At 64.7% G+C, this 15,963-nt stretch carries 17 protein-coding genes; 6 read left to right on the plus strand and 11 right to left on the minus strand.

The genetic code is table 11. The annotated features are described in order from the left end of the window. Window positions 1-55: 55 nt before the first annotated feature. The 5 genes from QAZ22_RS15760 to QAZ22_RS15780 are packed head-to-tail and all read left to right on the plus strand — an operon-like array spanning window position 56 to window position 4,408. Entirely contained in the window at window positions 56-1,144 is a 1,089-nt protein-coding gene (locus tag QAZ22_RS15760; protein WP_278207715.1) for a Gfo/Idh/MocA family oxidoreductase, read from the plus strand. A 50-nt stretch (window positions 1,145-1,194) separates the two neighbouring features. Continuing rightward, on the plus strand, window positions 1,195-2,109 hold the full coding sequence (locus QAZ22_RS15765) for a sugar phosphate isomerase/epimerase (RefSeq protein ID WP_278207716.1): 915 nt from the start codon (window positions 1,195-1,197) through the stop codon (window positions 2,107-2,109). 21 nt (window positions 2,110-2,130) lie between these two features. Next, window positions 2,131-3,228: a fatty acid desaturase family protein gene (locus QAZ22_RS15770; RefSeq protein WP_278207717.1), complete on the plus strand. Its 1,098-nt coding sequence runs from the start codon at window positions 2,131-2,133 to the stop codon at window positions 3,226-3,228. A gap of 28 nt (window positions 3,229-3,256) precedes the next feature. Further along, the gene (locus QAZ22_RS15775; RefSeq protein ID WP_278207718.1) at window positions 3,257-3,571 is read left to right on the plus strand and encodes a MocE family 2Fe-2S type ferredoxin; all 315 of its coding nucleotides are present in this window, start codon (window positions 3,257-3,259) and stop codon (window positions 3,569-3,571) included. A gap of 33 nt (window positions 3,572-3,604) precedes the next feature. Further along, complete coding sequence (locus QAZ22_RS15780; RefSeq protein ID WP_278207719.1) at window positions 3,605-4,408, plus strand: 3-methyl-2-oxobutanoate hydroxymethyltransferase; 804 nt, start codon at window positions 3,605-3,607, stop codon at window positions 4,406-4,408. Between the two features lie 20 nt (window positions 4,409-4,428). Here the strand turns inward: QAZ22_RS15780 and hutH are convergent, their stop codons facing one another. Continuing rightward, window positions 4,429-5,910: a histidine ammonia-lyase gene (gene hutH, locus QAZ22_RS15785; RefSeq protein ID WP_278207720.1), complete on the minus strand. Its 1,482-nt coding sequence runs from the start codon at window positions 5,908-5,910 to the stop codon at window positions 4,429-4,431. After that, the gene (locus tag QAZ22_RS15790; protein ID WP_278207722.1) at window positions 5,907-6,908 is read right to left on the minus strand and encodes an ornithine cyclodeaminase family protein; all 1,002 of its coding nucleotides are present in this window, start codon (window positions 6,906-6,908) and stop codon (window positions 5,907-5,909) included. Before QAZ22_RS15790 ends, hutH begins: the two co-directional genes overlap by 4 nt. A 239-nt stretch (window positions 6,909-7,147) precedes the next feature. Between QAZ22_RS15790 and QAZ22_RS15795 the strand changes: the two genes are divergently transcribed. Continuing rightward, window positions 7,148-7,681: a GNAT family N-acetyltransferase gene (locus tag QAZ22_RS15795; protein WP_278207723.1), complete on the plus strand. Its 534-nt coding sequence runs from the start codon at window positions 7,148-7,150 to the stop codon at window positions 7,679-7,681. Between the two features lie 37 nt (window positions 7,682-7,718). Here QAZ22_RS15795 and QAZ22_RS15800 read toward each other — a convergent pair whose 3' ends face one another. The 9 genes from QAZ22_RS15800 to QAZ22_RS15840 all read right to left on the minus strand — a co-directional run bounded on the left by QAZ22_RS15800 (window position 7,719) and on the right by QAZ22_RS15840 (window position 15,933). Next, a complete protein-coding gene (locus QAZ22_RS15800) occupies window positions 7,719-8,606 on the minus strand; it encodes an amidohydrolase (RefSeq protein WP_278207724.1) in 888 nt (295 codons plus the stop codon). After that, window positions 8,606-9,877, minus strand: a complete 1,272-nt coding sequence (locus QAZ22_RS15805) for a VWA domain-containing protein (protein WP_278207726.1) — start codon at window positions 9,875-9,877, stop codon at window positions 8,606-8,608. Before QAZ22_RS15805 ends, QAZ22_RS15800 begins: the two co-directional genes overlap by 1 nt. Next, window positions 9,874-10,755 carry a MoxR family ATPase gene (locus QAZ22_RS15810; RefSeq protein WP_278207727.1) on the minus strand — a complete coding sequence of 294 codons (882 nt, stop codon included), beginning with the start codon at window positions 10,753-10,755 and terminating at the stop codon, window positions 9,874-9,876. The genes QAZ22_RS15805 and QAZ22_RS15810 overlap by 4 nt, the downstream gene beginning before the upstream one ends. A 7-nt stretch (window positions 10,756-10,762) precedes the next feature. Next, window positions 10,763-11,767 carry a molybdopterin cofactor-binding domain-containing protein gene (locus QAZ22_RS15815; RefSeq protein ID WP_278207728.1) on the minus strand — a complete coding sequence of 335 codons (1,005 nt, stop codon included), beginning with the start codon at window positions 11,765-11,767 and terminating at the stop codon, window positions 10,763-10,765. Between the two features lies 1 nt (window position 11,768). After that, entirely contained in the window at window positions 11,769-13,136 is a 1,368-nt protein-coding gene (locus tag QAZ22_RS15820) for a xanthine dehydrogenase family protein molybdopterin-binding subunit (protein ID WP_278207729.1), read from the minus strand. Window positions 13,137-13,147: 11 nt separating this feature from the next. Continuing rightward, window positions 13,148-13,630 (minus strand): (2Fe-2S)-binding protein, encoded by a 483-nt coding sequence (locus tag QAZ22_RS15825; RefSeq protein WP_278207730.1) that lies wholly within the window; start codon window positions 13,628-13,630, stop codon window positions 13,148-13,150. A 108-nt stretch (window positions 13,631-13,738) separates the two neighbouring features. Continuing rightward, entirely contained in the window at window positions 13,739-14,533 is a 795-nt protein-coding gene (locus tag QAZ22_RS15830; RefSeq protein WP_278207731.1) for an FAD binding domain-containing protein, read from the minus strand. Between the two features lie 15 nt (window positions 14,534-14,548). Next, the gene (locus QAZ22_RS15835) at window positions 14,549-14,992 is read right to left on the minus strand and encodes an SRPBCC family protein (RefSeq protein ID WP_278207733.1); all 444 of its coding nucleotides are present in this window, start codon (window positions 14,990-14,992) and stop codon (window positions 14,549-14,551) included. Window positions 14,993-15,105: 113 nt separating this feature from the next. Then, complete coding sequence (locus QAZ22_RS15840) at window positions 15,106-15,933, minus strand: AraC family transcriptional regulator (protein ID WP_278207734.1); 828 nt, start codon at window positions 15,931-15,933, stop codon at window positions 15,106-15,108. Window positions 15,934-15,963 lie beyond the last annotated feature (30 nt).

The following is a 15,963-nucleotide window of genomic DNA, read 5'->3' on the forward strand; positions in this document are numbered from 1 at the left end:
CCTTGGCTGATGTGCAGGCCATGGCGTTATATCCAGTCCTCGACGGGAGGAATGGATGGCGAGCACGGGTTTCGAACCGGATGTGAAGGTTCGCACCAGAGAATACCGGATCGGCTGCATTGGGGCCGGCATGATCATGGCGGAATGCCATCTTGCCGCTTACCATGAGGCTGGCTTTCCGGTGGTCGCACTTGCTTCGCGCACGCGGGCGAATGCCGAAAAGGTCGCCGCTCGCTGGGGCATCGACACCGTTCACGATACGCCGGAACAGCTCATCGAGGACAGCCACGTCGAGATCGTCGACCTTGCCTTCCCGCCCGATCAGCAGCCCGCGCTGATCCGCCATGCCCTGCGACAGCCTCACGTCAGGGCGATCCTGGCGCAGAAGCCGCTGGCGCTGTCGGTGGAGGAGGCGGTCAAGCTGCGCGACGAGGCGGCGGCCTCCGACAAGATACTCTCGGTCAACCAGAACATGCGCTACGACCAGTCGATGCGCGTCCTGAAGCAGATCATCGACAGCGGGGCGCTGGGCGAGATCGTCTTTGCCGAGATCGACATGCACGCGATCCCGCATTGGCAAACCTTCCTTGCCGATTACGATCGGCTGACGCTCGCCAATATGAGCGTGCACCATCTCGACGTGCTGCGCTTTCTATTCGGCGATCCCGATGAGATCACCACACAGGCGCGCAAGGATCCGCGCACTCGGTTTGAGCATGTCGACGGCATCACCGTTTCCACGCTCAGATTTCCCTCCGGCGTACTCGCCGTGTCGCTGGAGGACGTCTGGTCAGGCCCGCGTGAGCAAGGTTATCAGGACGACCAGCACATCAACTGGCGCGTCGATGGCGCCAAGGGTGTTGCCAAGGGCACCATCGGCTGGCCAAAGGGCGTCGCATCGACGCTGACTTACGCCTCGACCGAGACGACCGGTGGAAAATGGGTCAGCCCAAGCTGGGAGACGATGTGGTTCCCGCATGCATTCATCGGCGTCATGGAGCAATTGCAATACGCTCTGAAGACCGGCACGCCGCCGGCGCTGTCCGTTGCCGACAATGTCAAGACCATGGCGCTGGTCGAGGCCGGCTACCGCTCGATGGCGGAGGGCCGTACCATCAAGCTCTCCGAAGTCCGCGTCGACTGAGAAAGCCAAAGGCACGACGGCGGAATCGCTTACCCGGAGGAGTTCACCTCATGATGCAGGCAGGTATCTTCACAGGCTATTTTCCCTACGAGGTCGAGGAAGTCGCCAGGCGAATCCGCGCGCTGGGTTTCAATACCGTGCAGCTCGACCTGCATTTCAAGGATATCGATCTCTCGGCCGGGCAGATCACCAGGAACAAGGCAAGGACGGTGCGCGACACGTTCCGCGACTACAATCTGCCGGTCTGCTGCGTGTCCGGCTACACCAACATCATTCATCCGGACAAAGCCGAGCGTGAGAAGCGGCTTGCCTATCTGAAGGAGATCATCCGCAATGCACGTGAATTCGGCAGCCCTTACGTGATCTCCGAGACCGGCACCTACAACACCGAGTCCGACTGGGTGCATCACCCGAAGAACAAGACCGAGGAAGGCTTCGAGGAATGCCGAAAGGTGATCTCGGATCTTGCGCAGACGGCTTACGACCACGGCGCGGTGTTCCTGCTCGAGACCTATGTCAACAACGTCGTCGGTTCGGTCGAGGAGACGGTCAGGATGTTCGCGCAGGTGGATCACCCAGGATTAGGCTTGTTGATGGATCCGACCAATTATTTCGAGGCGCACAATATCGACCGCATGGATCAGGTGCTGAACCAGGTCTTCGACACGCTGACCGACAAGATCAAAATCGCGCATGCCAAGGACGTGAAGCGCTCGGGCAGCGACAAGACGGAAAAGCATGCCGATATCGGCGACGCGGATGCGCATGAAGGGCTGACCTTCCGGGGCGTCGGCGAGATCGAATTGCCGGCGCCGGGGCTCGGCGCGCTCAACTACGACCTCTATCTCACGCGGCTCAGCGAGAAGCACCCGAATATTCCGGTGATCATCGAGCATCTGACGGAAGACGACGTGCCGCGCGCCAAGACATTTCTGGACGGGAAATTCCGCGCCAACGGTCTTTGAGAGCCGGCGGGGGAAGCGACGATGACGACGGCCGCCGGGACGAAGCGCGACTACAGCCTTGTCGGCGAAAGCACCCGGCTTGCGATCGAGACCGGGCTCGCATCGGCCGAGTGGTACCACACCGACGTGCCGCGCAAGACTATGAAGGAGCTGATGCAGCGCTCCGACGGGCCGGCGATCCGCGACACCGTCATCTGGATTGCAGCGATCCTGGGCTCGGCCGCCGGCATCGTCTGGTTCTGGGGCACGTGGTGGGTGGTGCCGTTCCTGTTCGTCTACGGCGTGCTCTATGGCTCTTCGAGCGACTCGCGCTGGCACGAATGCGGCCACGGCACCGCGTTCCGCACGCGCTGGATGAACGACGTCGTCTACCAGATCGCCTCGTTCATGCTGATGCGCAATCCGGTGCAGTGGCGCTGGAGCCATGCCCGCCACCACACCGACACCATCATTGTCGGCCGCGACGCCGAGATCGCCGTGATGCGACCGCCGGACCTCTTGAAGGCGGCGCTTGCCTTCACCGGCGTCCTCGACTTCCGCTATTCGCTGCCGACACTGGTGCGCCAGGCCCTCGGCAAGCTGTCGGATGACGAGACGAGCTACATCCCGGAGATGGAGCGGCACAAGGCGGTGGTCGCGGCGCGCTGGCACATGGTCGTGTATGCCGCGACGATCTTTGTCGCGATCGCGCTTGGATCATGGATACCGATGGTGCTGATCGGCCTGCCGCGCCTCTACGGCACTTGGCACATGGTGCTGACCGGCCTGCTGCAGCATATCGGCCTTGCCGACAATGTCATCGACCACCGGCTCAACTCGCGCACCGTCTATATGAACCCGCTCAGCCGGTTCATCTACTGGAACATGAACTACCATGTGGAGCATCACATGTTCCCGATGGTGCCCTACCACGCGCTGCCGAAGCTGCACGAGCTGATCAAGCACGATTTGCCGGTGCCGAACCCGTCGATGTGGCACGCCTATCGCGAGGTGTGGCCGGTGCTGCTCAGACAGCTGAAATACGAGGACTACTACCTCAAGCGCGAGCTGCCGCCGACGGCCAAGCCCTATCGTGGCGAATTTCACGAGCTCGATATGACGGCAGCGGCTGCCGAATAGGCGTCGCGCAGCAATCCGGAGAAAGACGATGGCGGAGTGGGTCGAAGCATGCGCGGTGGGCGACGTGGACGAGGAGGACGTGATCCGCTTCGACCACGGCGGCCGCACCTTCGCGATCTACCGCTCGCCCGACGACGAGTTCTTCGCCACCGACGGCTTTTGCACGCATGAAAAAGCGCATCTGGCCGATGGGCTGGTGATGGACGACATCATCGAATGCCCCAAGCACAATGGACGCTTCAACTACAAGACCGGTCAGGCCAAGGGCGCGCCGGTATGCGTCAACCTCAAGATCTATCCGGTCAAAGTCGAGGCCGGCAAGGTGATGATCGAGATCGGCTGAGAGCCGTTAGCCAAGTAAAACAGGAATATACCGATGAGCCGAAAGAGACCGACCGTCGCCGACCTGCGCGCCATGAAGGGCAAGCGGCAGCTGACCATGCTGCGCGTGCTGACGCTGGACGAAGCGGAGGCCGCCGAACGGGCCGGCATCGACATCGTCTCGGTACCGCCGGAGCTGGTGCTCAATCCGCAATATCGCGATGCCGCACCCAGCCTTTTCACCATGCCGGGCGAAAATTTCTTCGAGATCGGCACGGCGGACGATTTCCTGCGCTGGTCGTTCCGGCTCTACAAGGCCGGCGCGGATGCCGTCTATTGCAGCGCCGGCTACGCCACGATCAAGCGCATGGCCGACGATGCGATTCCCGTCATCGGCCATGTCGGGCTCATTCCTTCCCGCGCGACCTGGACCGGCGGCTTCAAGGCGGTCGGCAAGACCGCCGATACGGCCATGCAAGTGTTCGAGGCGGTGAAGCAGCTGGAGGCGGCCGGCGCGATCGGGGCCGAGATCGAGGTGGTGCCGGTCGAGGTGGCGAAGGCGATCTCCGAGCGCACCTCGCTGATCATGCTGTCGATGGGCGCGGGAACCGGCTGCGATGCCCAATACCTGTTTGCGGAAGACATTCTCGGCACCAATCGCGGCCACATGCCGCGCCACTCGAAGGTCTATCGCAACTTCGCCGCCGAGTACGACCGGCTGCAGGCCGAGCGCATCGCGGCGTTTTCCGAATACGTCGCCGACGTCAACAGCGGCGCCTATCCGGAAGACAGGCACATCGTGCATATGGATCCGGACGAACTCACCCTCTTCATGAAGAGGATAGACGGAAAGCTCTGAAAGAACAGCTTAATCCAGCATTAGGCCCGCCAGGTCCCGTCGGCGAGCGCGGCGTGGAGCGTGTCGGCATTGGGGCCGAGCGGCCGGTCTTCCTTGAGGGTCGGCACATGGGCGCGTACAGCCGCATGGATAACGCCGGTAGCGGGCGCCAGCGTGAGGCCTTCGCGCAGGTCGACCGCCTGCGCCGCCGCCATCAGCTCGAAGGCGATCAGGCGCCGCCACAGCACGATCATCTCGGCGCATTTGGCGACGGCAAGCGGCGTCTGCGTGGCGTGGTCTTCGACGCCCTCGGACACGGGCAGGAAGTCGAGCATCACCGGATTGGCCTTGTGGCGGATGCCAGCCAGTATCGCCGTTACCGTCTTCTGCAGCGGCACGAAGCCGGCAGAGGCGCCGCCTACCGGCGACAGATATTTCGGCAGACCGTGGCGGGTTGCGCCGGTGAGCTGGATGAAGCGGGCGGCGGACGCTGCGGCGCATTGGGCGATCGCCAGCCCCAGCGTCTCGAAGGCCAGCGCCAGCGATGCGGTGTGGAAATTGCCGGTCGACAGCACGAGCGAGTCTTCGACCAGCACCAGCGGGTTGTCGGCGGCGGCGTTGAGCTCGATTTCGACCGCGAGCCTGGCGTGATCGATCGCCTGGATCAGCGCGCCGTGGATCGAGGGCATGCAGCGGATCGACAGCGGATCCTGGATGGTCGTCGGCGCCGGCGCCTCATCGCGCGCCAGCAGATCGCGCAACGCCTTCGCCGCAACCTGCTGGCAGGCAGCAGGCCGCGCCAAGTGCAGGCGGGGATCGAGGATGGTGCGGTTGGCGCCCAGCGCCTCCATGGTGAGCGCACCGGCCTGTTGTTGCTGTTCCAACGCCGAGAGCGCATCGGTGAGCGCCAGCGCGCCGGCGCCGGTGGAGACGGCGGAAGCGTTGATCAGCGACAGGCCGTCCTTGGGTGCCAGGCTGACTGGGGCAAGGCGTGCCATCATCAGCGCCTTTGCCGAAGGCATGCGCCTGCTCTGATAGTCGGCATCGCCTTCGCCGATCAGCGTGTGGGCGATCGCCGTCATCAGCACCAGGTCGCCGGCGCCGATGGAGCCGAGCGAAGGCATCACCGGATGGACGCCGGCGTTGAGCACATCGACGAGCGCGGTGAAGACATGCGGCGAGAGACCGGAGCCGCCCGCCGAAAGCATGGCGATGCGGGCGAACATCGCCGCGCGTACGAGCTGGGTCGGCAATGCGTTTCCCACCGCGGCACCGCGTCCGTCGAGAAGCTGGCGCTGGAACGCGCCGGCATCGCCTTCGACCGTCGTGCCGAGATTGGCGCCTAAGCCGGTGTTCAGCCCGTAGATCTGCTGACCGCCGGCGGCGGCCTCGTCGAGCACCTTGCGCGCCTTGCCCAGCCGTTCGATGACGGCGGGCGTGACCTCGACCTTTCCTGCATTGCGCGCGACGGCGGCAACGTCCTCTATGCTGACCCCGGCGCCGGTGAGAACGAGGGGGGTCATGCGAAGCGCAGCCTCTGGCCGATGCCCTTGTCCGCGGCCTTGGCCAGCATCGCCTTGCCGAGCGCGATGTCGGATAGCGACAGGCCGCGGTGCCAAAACAGGATCGTCTCGCCGTCGCTTTGGCGTCCGGCTTTGAGGCCAGCGGCGATCTGGCCGAGCTCGGCATGCAGCGTCGCCTCGCTCAGCCGCCCCGTCTCGACATGGGCGCGCAGCGAGCCGAACTTGCCGCCTTTGCACTGACCCCAGTCGTCGACGACGATCTTTTGCATGATCTCGGTGAGCGACAGCTCGACCGCGCTCATCGTGCCGTAGGGCACGACCAGCGCGCCCCGCTTGACCCATTCGGTCTTGAGCAATGGTTGCGGCTCCGGCAGCCGCGAGGCCTCTACGACGATGTCCGCGCCTTCGACGCAGCTCTTCCAGTCGGCCACGGCCATGACCGGCTTGCCGAGGTCGGCGGCAAGCTTGGCGGCGAAAGCGTCGCGGCTTTCCGGCCGGCGCGAATGGACGCGGATCTCGTCGAAATCGAAGAGGTGATCCAGCAGGCGCACATTCCAGTAGGCGGTGCCGCGCGCGCCGATATGGCCGAGCACCTTGGATGACTTCTTCGCCAGATGCTTGGCGCCGATGGCGGTGACCGCGCCGGTGCGCACGTCGGTGATGACGGTGGCGTCGAGGATGGCGCGCGGCGTGCCGGTGCGCGGGTCGAAGAGGTTGAGGATGCCGAATTCGGACGGCAGACCGTGCAGGTAGTTGTCGACATAGTCGCCGACGACCTTCACGCCGGCCGCATCGAGCGGCGCCACGTAGCCGCGCAGCACGTTGAAATGGCCGTGGAAGGACGGGTCGGGCTCGAGATGGACGCGCGGCTCGATCACCGTCTGGCCCTTGCCTTGCGCGACCAGCCCGGCTTCGACGGCGCCGATGATCTCGGCGTCGCTCATCGCCAGCGCTTCGATATCGAGAGCGTTGAGGTAGTCGATATAGATGGGCTTCATGCATTCCCCTCGGCCGGCCCGCGCTCATCCATAACAGGCGGAGGGCCGGCAAGGAAGTTTGTTGGATAAGTTCTGGACTGAACCGGATTAATGCTGTTCAACCAGCGCGTCATGACAAGCATTCCCGACAACGAGGCCGTGTCCCGGCCCGTGCCGATGGCGACGCGCCAGGCACGGCGCCGAGGTCTCGGGGCATTTGATGGCGAAATGACGTCCATGCGGGTGGAGGTCAGACTTCCGTGGATAAAACGACAAAATTCCCAATCTCGCTTTCCGGATACGAAATCGAAGGCCTGATTGGAACTGACGCTCCACGGCTGGCGCCGCTGTATCAGGCTTGCTCGGACTATATCGAGCTGGAACGCGGCCAACCCCCCGATCCCGCCAGCGCGAGCGAGGAATTCGAGAACTTTCCACCGAGCCGGACGGAAGCCGACAAGTTCGTGTTCGGGCTAAGAGCAGCCGACGACGGCCAACTTGTCGGCTTGCTAGCCTGTGACCGCGACTATCCGAGCGTGGGGTGCTGGTGGATCGCTTTGCTCATGATCGACAAAGCCCTTCGCGGAAGAGGCCTGGCGCGAGCGCTTTGCGACGGGTTGTTCACCTGGTTGAAGTCTCAGCATGTCCAACGAGTAGAGCTCGGCGTGATCACGGAAAACGTGCAAGCTCTTGGCTTTTGGCAGGCGCGTGGCTTCGAGCCAATACGGATGGCGGGACCGGTCAGCATCGGTGCCAAACAGCACATGGTTCAAGCCTTCGGCCGCTCATTGTGAGCGGCCACGCGCTTCCAAGGTGGCAGCAGGCATTACGCTACACCGGCCGATAGACCTTCTCCGCCGTGTTCCAGAAAATATCCGCCTCGGCCTTGGGCCCGTGCCTGGCCACCGCGGCGCGGTGCGCCTTGATCAGCTCGGCGTGGCTGGTCCAAAGCTTCTCGATCGGGAAGTTCGAGCCGAACATCAGGCGGTCGCTGCCGAGGATTTCGATCGCGTTGTCGACGATGTAGGCGATGAGGTCCGGATCGTTGCGATGCACGAAGGTGCCGAGGCCCGATAGCTTGGCGTAGAAATTCGGAGCAGCAGAAAGCGTGCGCAGGCCGGTCTTCCAAGCTTCAGTCGTTTCAGGCTCCATGCCGGTCAGCATGCCGGCATGGGTGAGGATGAAATTGGTCTGCGGGTTTTCGCCGACCAGCGTCAGTCCGTCCTTCATTTGTGCTGGAAAGAGCTGCAGGTCGAACGATAAGCCGTAGTCCTTCAGCCGCGCCACATTGGCACGAACCTTGGGATCGACCACCTGGTCGGCCGAGGCGGCGAAGCGGAAGGCAGGCGTCTCGTGCCAGTGGAGCTGCATGCGCAGGCCGCGCAGCAACGGATATTTCATCAATCGGTCGATCTGCGGGCGGACATCGTCGACCGTCATGTCGGCATAGCCGACGACGGCATGCGGCCAGCCGGTTTCCTCCGCCGTCTTCTGCAGGAAGGCTACTTCCTTCTCGAAATCCTCCTTGGCCCAGTTGGTCTGGACATAGACGGCCTTCTCGACGCTGGAACCTTCCTGGTCGTCGAGGAATTCGCCGATCGGATAGTCGCGACGGATCGGCTCGTAAGGGCCGAAGATGCGCGGCACCATCGGCCCAACCAGCCAGGGCTGGTCCTTCTGGCGCCAGATGTGGAAATGCGCGTCGATCGCTTTCTGCATCACGATACCCTTTTCCAGATGGTTTCGGCCGCCCGAGCGGGGCGGGCGAGCGACAGGATGAAGTCGGTCAGGCTTCTGACCGAAGAGCCGTCGACCAGGTCGTCGAGCAGCGGCAGGATGGCGCGAAGTGCTGCCGTCGCCGGGCGGAAACGCGGGTCGCCGGCAAGCGGCGTCGCCAGCGACAGCCGGAAGGCGCGGGCACTAAGCCGCCGTATCGCGGTTTCGAGGTCGGCATGGTCGCCGCGCTCCAGCGCGTCCGAAAGGATCACCACCGCCGCGCCGCGCGCGAAGGCTGAAAAGCGCGGCACCGACAGGAAGGTGAGCAAGGTCGGTCCCATGCGGGTGCCGCCGTCCCAGTCGTCGACGAGCGCTGCTGCGCGGGCCAGCGCTTGATCGCGGCCACGGATGCGCAGCGCCGAGGTGATGCGGGTGAGCCGGGTGCCGAAGGTGAAGACTTCGGCGCGGTCAGCGCCTTGCACCGCCGCATGCGCAAGCTTGAGGTAGTCGGCGGTGTGCAGCTTCATCGAGCCGGAGACATCGATGAGCAGGAGCAGTTTTCGCGGTACGGCCTGCCGGCGGCGCAGCAGCGGCGAGGGGATGTCGCCGTCGGCGCTGACGATTTCGCTGAGCGAGCGCCTGAGATCGAGCGTGCCGCGCGAGCGGGTGCGCATGGTGCGGAAGGAACGACGCGCGGGCAGGGCGGAAGCGAGCTTGCGGCGAAACTGGCCGAGTCCATCGGCGTCGCGCTGGAAATCGCGGCTGCTCAACTGTTCGAGTGCCGAGGACAGCTCGCCGCCTTTCTCCTGGCGAACGGTCAGGCTTTCCTGCTGACGTGTGCCGCGATCGTCCTTGATGCGCGTTTCATCGTCCTCTTCGCCTTCGATCGAAGGCTTGGCGTCGCCATAGAAATAGCTGCGGAAATGCGCTTCGAATTCGCCGCGGCGATCGGGCGAGGGGGCAAGCGTCGCAAGCGCTGCCTCGCGGATGTCGTTCATCGAGCGCGGGCTGAGCAGGGTGATCGCTTGCATGAAGCTGGTGACCTGTTCGGGCGCAATGGCGAAGGCGTGGCGGCGCAGCAGCCGGGCGAAACCGAGGAAGGGTGCGGCGGCGCGAGGCAAGCTCTCCTCTCCCCGTTTACGGGGAGAGGATGCCGGCAGGCAGGTGAGGGGCGGCGCTGAGTTCTGCTTGGCATGGCGCTGCCCCTCATCCGCCCCTTCGGGGCACCTTCTCCCCGTAAACGGGGAGAAGGGATTGTCGAGGTCGCGGCTCACGCCAGCGCCTCCTCGACGATTTGGTTCAGCTCGGGCGCGATTGCAGCCATATCCTCCTCGTCCTTGATCAGCACGCCGATGGCGCGGCGGAAGGCTTGCGGCCAGGGGCTGCCGCCTTTTTCCAGGATGGTCGCGGCATTCGCCCATTCGACGGCCTCCGCGATGCCCGGCGGCTTGGCCAGCGGGCGCGCGCGGATCTGCTGCACGGCCCTCGCCACGGCGCGCGCGGCCGCCTCGGCGACATCGCCGGCGCGCAGCATGATGATCTCCGCCTCGCGCTGGGCGTCGGGATAGCCGATCCAGTGATAGACGCAGCGCCGGCGCAGTGCCTCGGCAAGTTCCCGGGTTCGGTTCGAAGTCAGGATGACGATGGGCTGGGTCGCGGCGCGGATGGTGCCGCGCTCGGGAATGCTGATCTGGAAATCGGAGAGGAACTCCAGGAGCAACGCCTCGAATTCATGGTCCGAGCGGTCGATCTCGTCGACCAGGAGCACGCGCTGGTCCGGCGCGCGCAAGACTTGCAGCAACGGCCGCGCGATCAGGAAACGATCGTCATAGATGTCGATCTCGTGCTCGCCGGCATGGCGGATGGCGAGCAGCTGGCGCTGGTAGTTCCATTCGTAGAGCGCGTGCGCGGCGTCGATGCCTTCGTAGCATTGCAGCCGCACAAGCTCGCGGCCGAGCAGTTCGGCGATCGCCTTCGCCGCCTCGGTCTTGCCGACGCCCGGCGCGCCTTCGAGCAACAGCGGCTTGCCCAAGCGGATCGCCAGGAAGATCGCGGTGGCAAGGCTGTCATCCGCCAGATAGCGCGAAGCGGCAAGGCGCGCGGCGACCGCCTCCGGGGAAGCCGCGACATCTACTGCGTTGACGCGGGTCATCTTGCGGTCAGCCCGCGGCCTGCGCCTTCAACGCCCGCAGGATGCGTTCGGGCGTGATCGGCAAAGTGTCGATGCGAACGCCGACCGCGTCGAAGACGGCATTGGCAACCGCCGGGATCTGCGGGTTGGCGCACATCTCGCCCGGACCCTTGGCGCCGAACGGGCCGTCGGCGGAAGGACGCTCCAGCACGATGATCTCGGTTTCGGCGAGATCGCCGGGGCCAGGCATCAGATACTGGTTGAAGTCGGTGCCGCCATGGTCGCGGTTTGGATAATAGGGCTCGGTCGTCTCGTAGAGCGCGTGGCTGATGCCCATCCAGGAGCCGCCGACCAACTGCTGCTCGACCATCTTCGGGTTGAGGGCGCGGCCGATCTCGAAGACGTTCTTCACGTTAAGCACCGTCACCTCGCCGGTCTCGTCGTCGACCTCGACCTCGGCCACCGTGCAGGCATGGGCGTAGCAGGTGGAGGGCTTCATCGCGCCGGTTTCCTTCTCCGGATAGGAGCGCGGGATCAAGAACATGCCGCGGCCGGAGATCGAGCGGCCACGCTTGAAATGCGCCGACAAGGCGACGTCGAAGATCGAGATCGATCTTTGCGGGGCACCCTTGACCAAAATGTTGCCCTGGCCGTCGGTCTCGAGGTCCGAGGCATTCACCTCCAGCTCTTCCGCCGCCACTTCCAGCATCACCTGGCGGGCTTCCTTGGCCGCCTGGATGACGGCGTTGCCGGCGCGGTGCGTGCCGCGCGAAGCGAAGGTGCCCATGCAATGCGGGCCGGTGTCGGTGTCGGCGGTGTCGATGACGACGCGGTCGGTCGGCACGCCGATCGTCTCGGCGCAGATCTGCGCCATGATCTGCTTCATGCCCTGGCCGAGATCGACGCTGGAAAGCGTGACCATGAAATTGCCGGTCGGCGTCGAATGGACCAGCGCCTGGGTCGGGTCGCCGCCGAGATTCATGCCGGTCGGATAGTTGATCGCGGCGACGCCGCGTCCACGCCGGATCGCCATCTCACGCTCCCTTCCTGTAGGAGGACATCGCCATGTATTTTTCCGCCACCGGCCAGTTGGCGGCGCGCGAGGTTTCCTGCATGCATTCGATCAGCGCCGCGCCTTCGGTCGGCTGGCGATGCGCCTTCATGTCGCCGTCGCGATAGGCGTTGATGAAGCGGAACTCGAACGGATCCATGCCGATCAGCCGCGCCAGCTTATCCATCTGCACCTCCAGCGCGAAGTCGCCGATGGTGACGCCGAAGCCGCGCATGGCGGACGAAGGCGTGCGGTTGGTGTAGACGCAGTAGGTGTCGATCCAGACGTTGGGGATCGTGTAGGGCCCGGGATAGTGCGCGGCGCCCTTCTGCGCCCCGTAGGGCGAATGGCGCGAATAGGCGCCGGCATCGGTGTAGCCGATCACCTTGCGCGCGACGATGCGGCCGTCCTTCATCACGCCGTCCTTGATGACGACTTTTTCAGCCGCACGCGGCGAGGAGATCTGCATCTCCTCCTCGCGGCTGTAGATGAAGGAGACCGGCCGTCCGGTGAGCTTGGCGGCGAGGATGGCGATCGGCTCGACGATGACGTCGACCTTGCCGCCGAAGCCGCCGCCGACCGTGCCGCCGACGAAATGCAGCTTCGAGCCCGGCATCTGCAGGATGATCGAGGCATTGTCGAGGGTGAAGAACATCGCCTGGGTGTTGGTGTAGCAGGTGAAGCGGTCGTTGCCCTCGGGCGCCACCACGCAGCCGGTGGTCTCGGTCGGGGCGTGCTCGATCGGCGAGGACTGGTAGGTCTGCTCGAGAATGTGGTCGGCCTGGGCAAAGCCTGCCTCGACATCGCCGAAGCGCACCTTGCGGCACTCGCCGCTGTCATAGAGGTAGTAGTTCTGGCCGTGATATTCGTTGACGACCGGCGCGCCGGGCTTCAGCGCCTCCTCCATGTCGAACACGGCCGGCAGAACCTCGTAGTCGACCCTGACCTTGGCGGCGGCTTCCAGCGCCGCCCGTTCGGTCTCGGCCAGCACCGCCACCACGGCCTCGCCCTTCCAGCGCACCTTGCCGTCGGCAAGCACGGTCTCGTCCTCCGGGCCGATCTGGATCAGGATCAGGATGGTGTAAACATTGTGCGGCACGTCCCTGGCGGTCAGCACCCTCACCACGCCCGGATGCTTTTCCGCTTCCGATGTGTCGATCGAGCGGATGCGGGCATGGTGGTGCGGGCTGCGCACCATTTTCAGATGCAGCATGCCGGGGAAGTTGCGGTCGGCGAAATAGGCGGTCTTGCCGGTGACATGTCCTGGCGAGTCGAGGCGCGGCCGCGGCTGGCCGATCTCGTTGAGGCCGTCCTTGCGGACATCGGCAAAGTAGTCCTTGCGCAGTTCCATGATAGTGATCCTCAGGCGGCGTTCTGCGAGTTGGCGCGCGTGGCGGCCAGCACCGCCTGGATGATCGGCTCGTAGCCGGTGCAGCGGCAGATGTTGCCGGAGAGTGCCTCGACCACGTCCTCACGGCTGGGGTTGGGTGTATGGTCGAGCAGCACCTTGGCGGCAATGATCATGCCCGGCGTGCAGAAGCCGCATTGCGTGGCGAAGGCGTCGAGGAAAGCGCGCTGCAGCGGATGCAGGACGCCGCCTTCGGCAAGGCCGGCGGCGGTTTCGATCTCGGCGCCGTTGCAGGTTTCCGCCAGCGTCAGGCAGGAAAGCCTCAATTCGCCGTCGATGATCACGGAGCAGGCGCCGCAGGTGCCTTGGTGGCAGCCGCCTTTCGGCGAGGTATCGCCGATCTTGTTGCGCAGCGCATGGAGCAGCGTCGTGCCGCTCTCGATGAATTCGGCCTTTTCGGAGCCGTTGAGCGTGAACTGAACCGGGACCTTCGCCATTTTTCCTCCTTGCGCGCCTGCCCGGATAACCGGACAGACGCGCGTCCCCCACGGACTTATTTTGGTGCTTGTCGCCCAAAACCGCTGCGCACTTTTGGGCGACAAGCGTTAGCTCAGCAACAGTCGCCCGAGATGGACCGGCAGAACCTCGGCGCGATACCAGGCGCTGGCGATCGGGTCGGTGATCGGTGTGATGCCTTCGCCCGCGGCAGCAAGCGCCGGCGCGATCTCTTCGGACGTGAGCTTGCAACCGAGCAGCGCATTCTCAGCCGCCTTGGCGCGCATCGGCCGGTCCGCCATGCAGCCCAGCGCGATGCTTGCCGAGGCCACGGTGCCGTCGGCGGAGCGCTGCAGGAGCGCGGCAATGCTCAGCACCGAGATGCCCTTCGGCTTGACCCGCGACACTTTCAGGAAGCGGAAGCTCTCCGTCTTGGGCAAGGAAAACTCGACGGCGGCGACGATGGCGCGGCTGCGATCGCGGCCCGCCAGGAAGGTCTCGATCGGCATTTCGCCGTTCGCAGTGACAACCGCGGCGTCCAGCGCCAGCAGCGCTACGGCGAAATCGCCGTAGGGAGCGGGGGCAAACAGATTGCCGCCGACGGTCGCCATGTTGCGGATCGCCGGCCCGCCGACGGCGCGCGCGGCCGGCGCGAGCGCGGCAAGTTCCGGGTGGCGGGCGATCGCCGCCATGGTGACGGAGGCGCCGAGCTTTACCTTGCCGCCGGAAACGGCGATCCGCGCAAGATCGGGGTCGGCGACGCGCACAAGGTCGGAGACGGAAACGTCGCCCTCATTGGCGGCGCGAACCACCAGCGTGCCGCCGCCGAGATAGCGGGTGCCGGACGCCTGCAGGGCCGCATTGGCGTCTTTCACCGTCGGAAAAGTCTGCAACGCAAGCGACATGTCGCGCTCCCCGATTTAGCTGTTGCCGGCGAAATGGGCCTTCAGGGCATTGAAGCCGCCCTGGAAGACATTGGCGCCCATGCCTTCGGCCAGCTTGTCGGCTTCTTCCGGAGCAGCGTCGAAGCTCGCGGTCCATTCGGCATAGGTGCGGTTGCCATCGGTCACGCGCCGCAATTGCAGCGTTGCCTGGTGATTGGTGAGCGGCTGCGGCGTTTCGAGGATCGAGTAGCTGACCAGGAAATTCTCGTCGGAGAAGTCGAGCAGCTTCTCGCGCAGCCGCGCGCCGCTGACCAATTGGAAGTTGCGCACGCAGCCGATCGTCGTGGGGTCCTTGCCGTCCTCGATATGGCTTTCCACCATGCGCGGGTGCCAGCTCGGCAGGCCGTTGAAGTCGCGGATGCGTGCCCAGACCTGTTCGACCGGCGCGTCGATGACGCTGGAAATGGTGACTTTCGCCATATGCTCGCTCCCTTGCCAAGATGGGAAGAAGACTAGGGCGGCCGGCCGGATGCGCTTATCAACGCGTCTTGCGCGCCTATCAATCAGTCTGAAAAATGGCGCGCTTCAGCGGCTCAGGACATCGCCCGGGCCGCTTCGCGATAAAGCGTCGGCGGCACGCCGACATGGTCGCGGAAGAAGCGTGAGAAATTGCCCTGCGTGGTGAAGCCGAGATTGCAGGCGACCGAGATCAGCGGTTCCTGCGACCACTGCAGCTGGCGCACGGCTTCCTCCATTCGCAGCGTGTTCCAGTAGACGTTCGGCGTCAAATTGGTCTGTTCCTTGAACAGCGCGAAGAAATGCGGTCTCGACAGGCCGACGCTGCGCGCCACGTCATCGAAGGAGATGCGCTCGCAGACATTGGCCTTCATCAGCTGGATCGCCTTGCGGACGCGGAAATCGAGCATCGTGTTGACGCGAGCCCGCGCTGCCTGGGGCGCCGAAGCATCGGCCGCATCGAGCACGCTGTCGATGAAGCGCTCGATCTCGTAGTTGGCGACATCGTCGATGCTTTCATTGTCGCTCAGATGATCGAGCAGGTTTGCCGCCGCCTGATGCAGCCACGGCTCCAGCGTGATTGCCGCCTGCGCGAACAGCGGCGCCGACGAGGGCAGATCACGGCGCCGGCGAGCCCAGTCGGGATCGATGTAGAAGGCGAGGAACAGGCCGGGCCTGCCGTCATGAGAAAGGGCATGGCTGTGGGGCTGAAACGAGTTGATGCCGGCGGCGGTGGTCGGTCCGAGCCGCACCGTCTCGCGGCCGATCGTCATTTCGCCGGCGGTGCCTTCCAGCCAGATGATGAGATGCGCCTCGCCATGGGCATGGGTGACGAAGTCGTTGGCGACATTCAGGACAGAGACATGTCCGAACCGGCCCCAATAGAGCCTGATCGCGTCCGTCATGGGTATACTTCCTCCCGCAGGCGACTGGCC

It is taken from the genome of Mesorhizobium sp. WSM4906, from assembly GCF_029674625.1.
Taxonomy (GTDB): Bacteria; Pseudomonadota; Alphaproteobacteria; order Rhizobiales; family Rhizobiaceae; genus Mesorhizobium.

What these genes read in the sequence shown, in the direction of transcription:
- QAZ22_RS15760 (WP_278207715.1), top strand. Translation starts at nt 56, where the DNA reads ATGGCGAGCACGGGTTTCGAACCGGATGTGAAGGTTCGCACCAGAGAA.
- QAZ22_RS15765 (WP_278207716.1), top strand. Translation starts at nt 1,195, where the DNA reads ATGATGCAGGCAGGTATCTTCACAGGCTATTTTCCCTACGAGGTCGAG.
- QAZ22_RS15770 (WP_278207717.1), top strand. Translation starts at nt 2,131, where the DNA reads ATGACGACGGCCGCCGGGACGAAGCGCGACTACAGCCTTGTCGGCGAA.
- QAZ22_RS15775 (WP_278207718.1), top strand. Translation starts at nt 3,257, where the DNA reads ATGGCGGAGTGGGTCGAAGCATGCGCGGTGGGCGACGTGGACGAGGAG.
- QAZ22_RS15780 (WP_278207719.1), top strand. Translation starts at nt 3,605, where the DNA reads ATGAGCCGAAAGAGACCGACCGTCGCCGACCTGCGCGCCATGAAGGGC.
- hutH (WP_278207720.1), bottom strand. Translation starts at nt 5,910, where the DNA reads ATGACCCCCCTCGTTCTCACCGGCGCCGGGGTCAGCATAGAGGACGTT.
- QAZ22_RS15790 (WP_278207722.1), bottom strand. Translation starts at nt 6,908, where the DNA reads ATGAAGCCCATCTATATCGACTACCTCAACGCTCTCGATATCGAAGCG.
- QAZ22_RS15800 (WP_278207724.1), bottom strand. Translation starts at nt 8,606, where the DNA reads ATGCAGAAAGCGATCGACGCGCATTTCCACATCTGGCGCCAGAAGGAC.
- QAZ22_RS15810 (WP_278207727.1), bottom strand. Translation starts at nt 10,755, where the DNA reads ATGACCCGCGTCAACGCAGTAGATGTCGCGGCTTCCCCGGAGGCGGTC.
- QAZ22_RS15815 (WP_278207728.1), bottom strand. Translation starts at nt 11,767, where the DNA reads ATGGCGATCCGGCGTGGACGCGGCGTCGCCGCGATCAACTATCCGACC.
- QAZ22_RS15820 (WP_278207729.1), bottom strand. Translation starts at nt 13,136, where the DNA reads ATGGAACTGCGCAAGGACTACTTTGCCGATGTCCGCAAGGACGGCCTC.
- QAZ22_RS15825 (WP_278207730.1), bottom strand. Translation starts at nt 13,630, where the DNA reads ATGGCGAAGGTCCCGGTTCAGTTCACGCTCAACGGCTCCGAAAAGGCC.
- QAZ22_RS15830 (WP_278207731.1), bottom strand. Translation starts at nt 14,533, where the DNA reads ATGTCGCTTGCGTTGCAGACTTTTCCGACGGTGAAAGACGCCAATGCG.
- QAZ22_RS15835 (WP_278207733.1), bottom strand. Translation starts at nt 14,992, where the DNA reads ATGGCGAAAGTCACCATTTCCAGCGTCATCGACGCGCCGGTCGAACAG.
- QAZ22_RS15840 (WP_278207734.1), bottom strand. Translation starts at nt 15,933, where the DNA reads ATGACGGACGCGATCAGGCTCTATTGGGGCCGGTTCGGACATGTCTCT.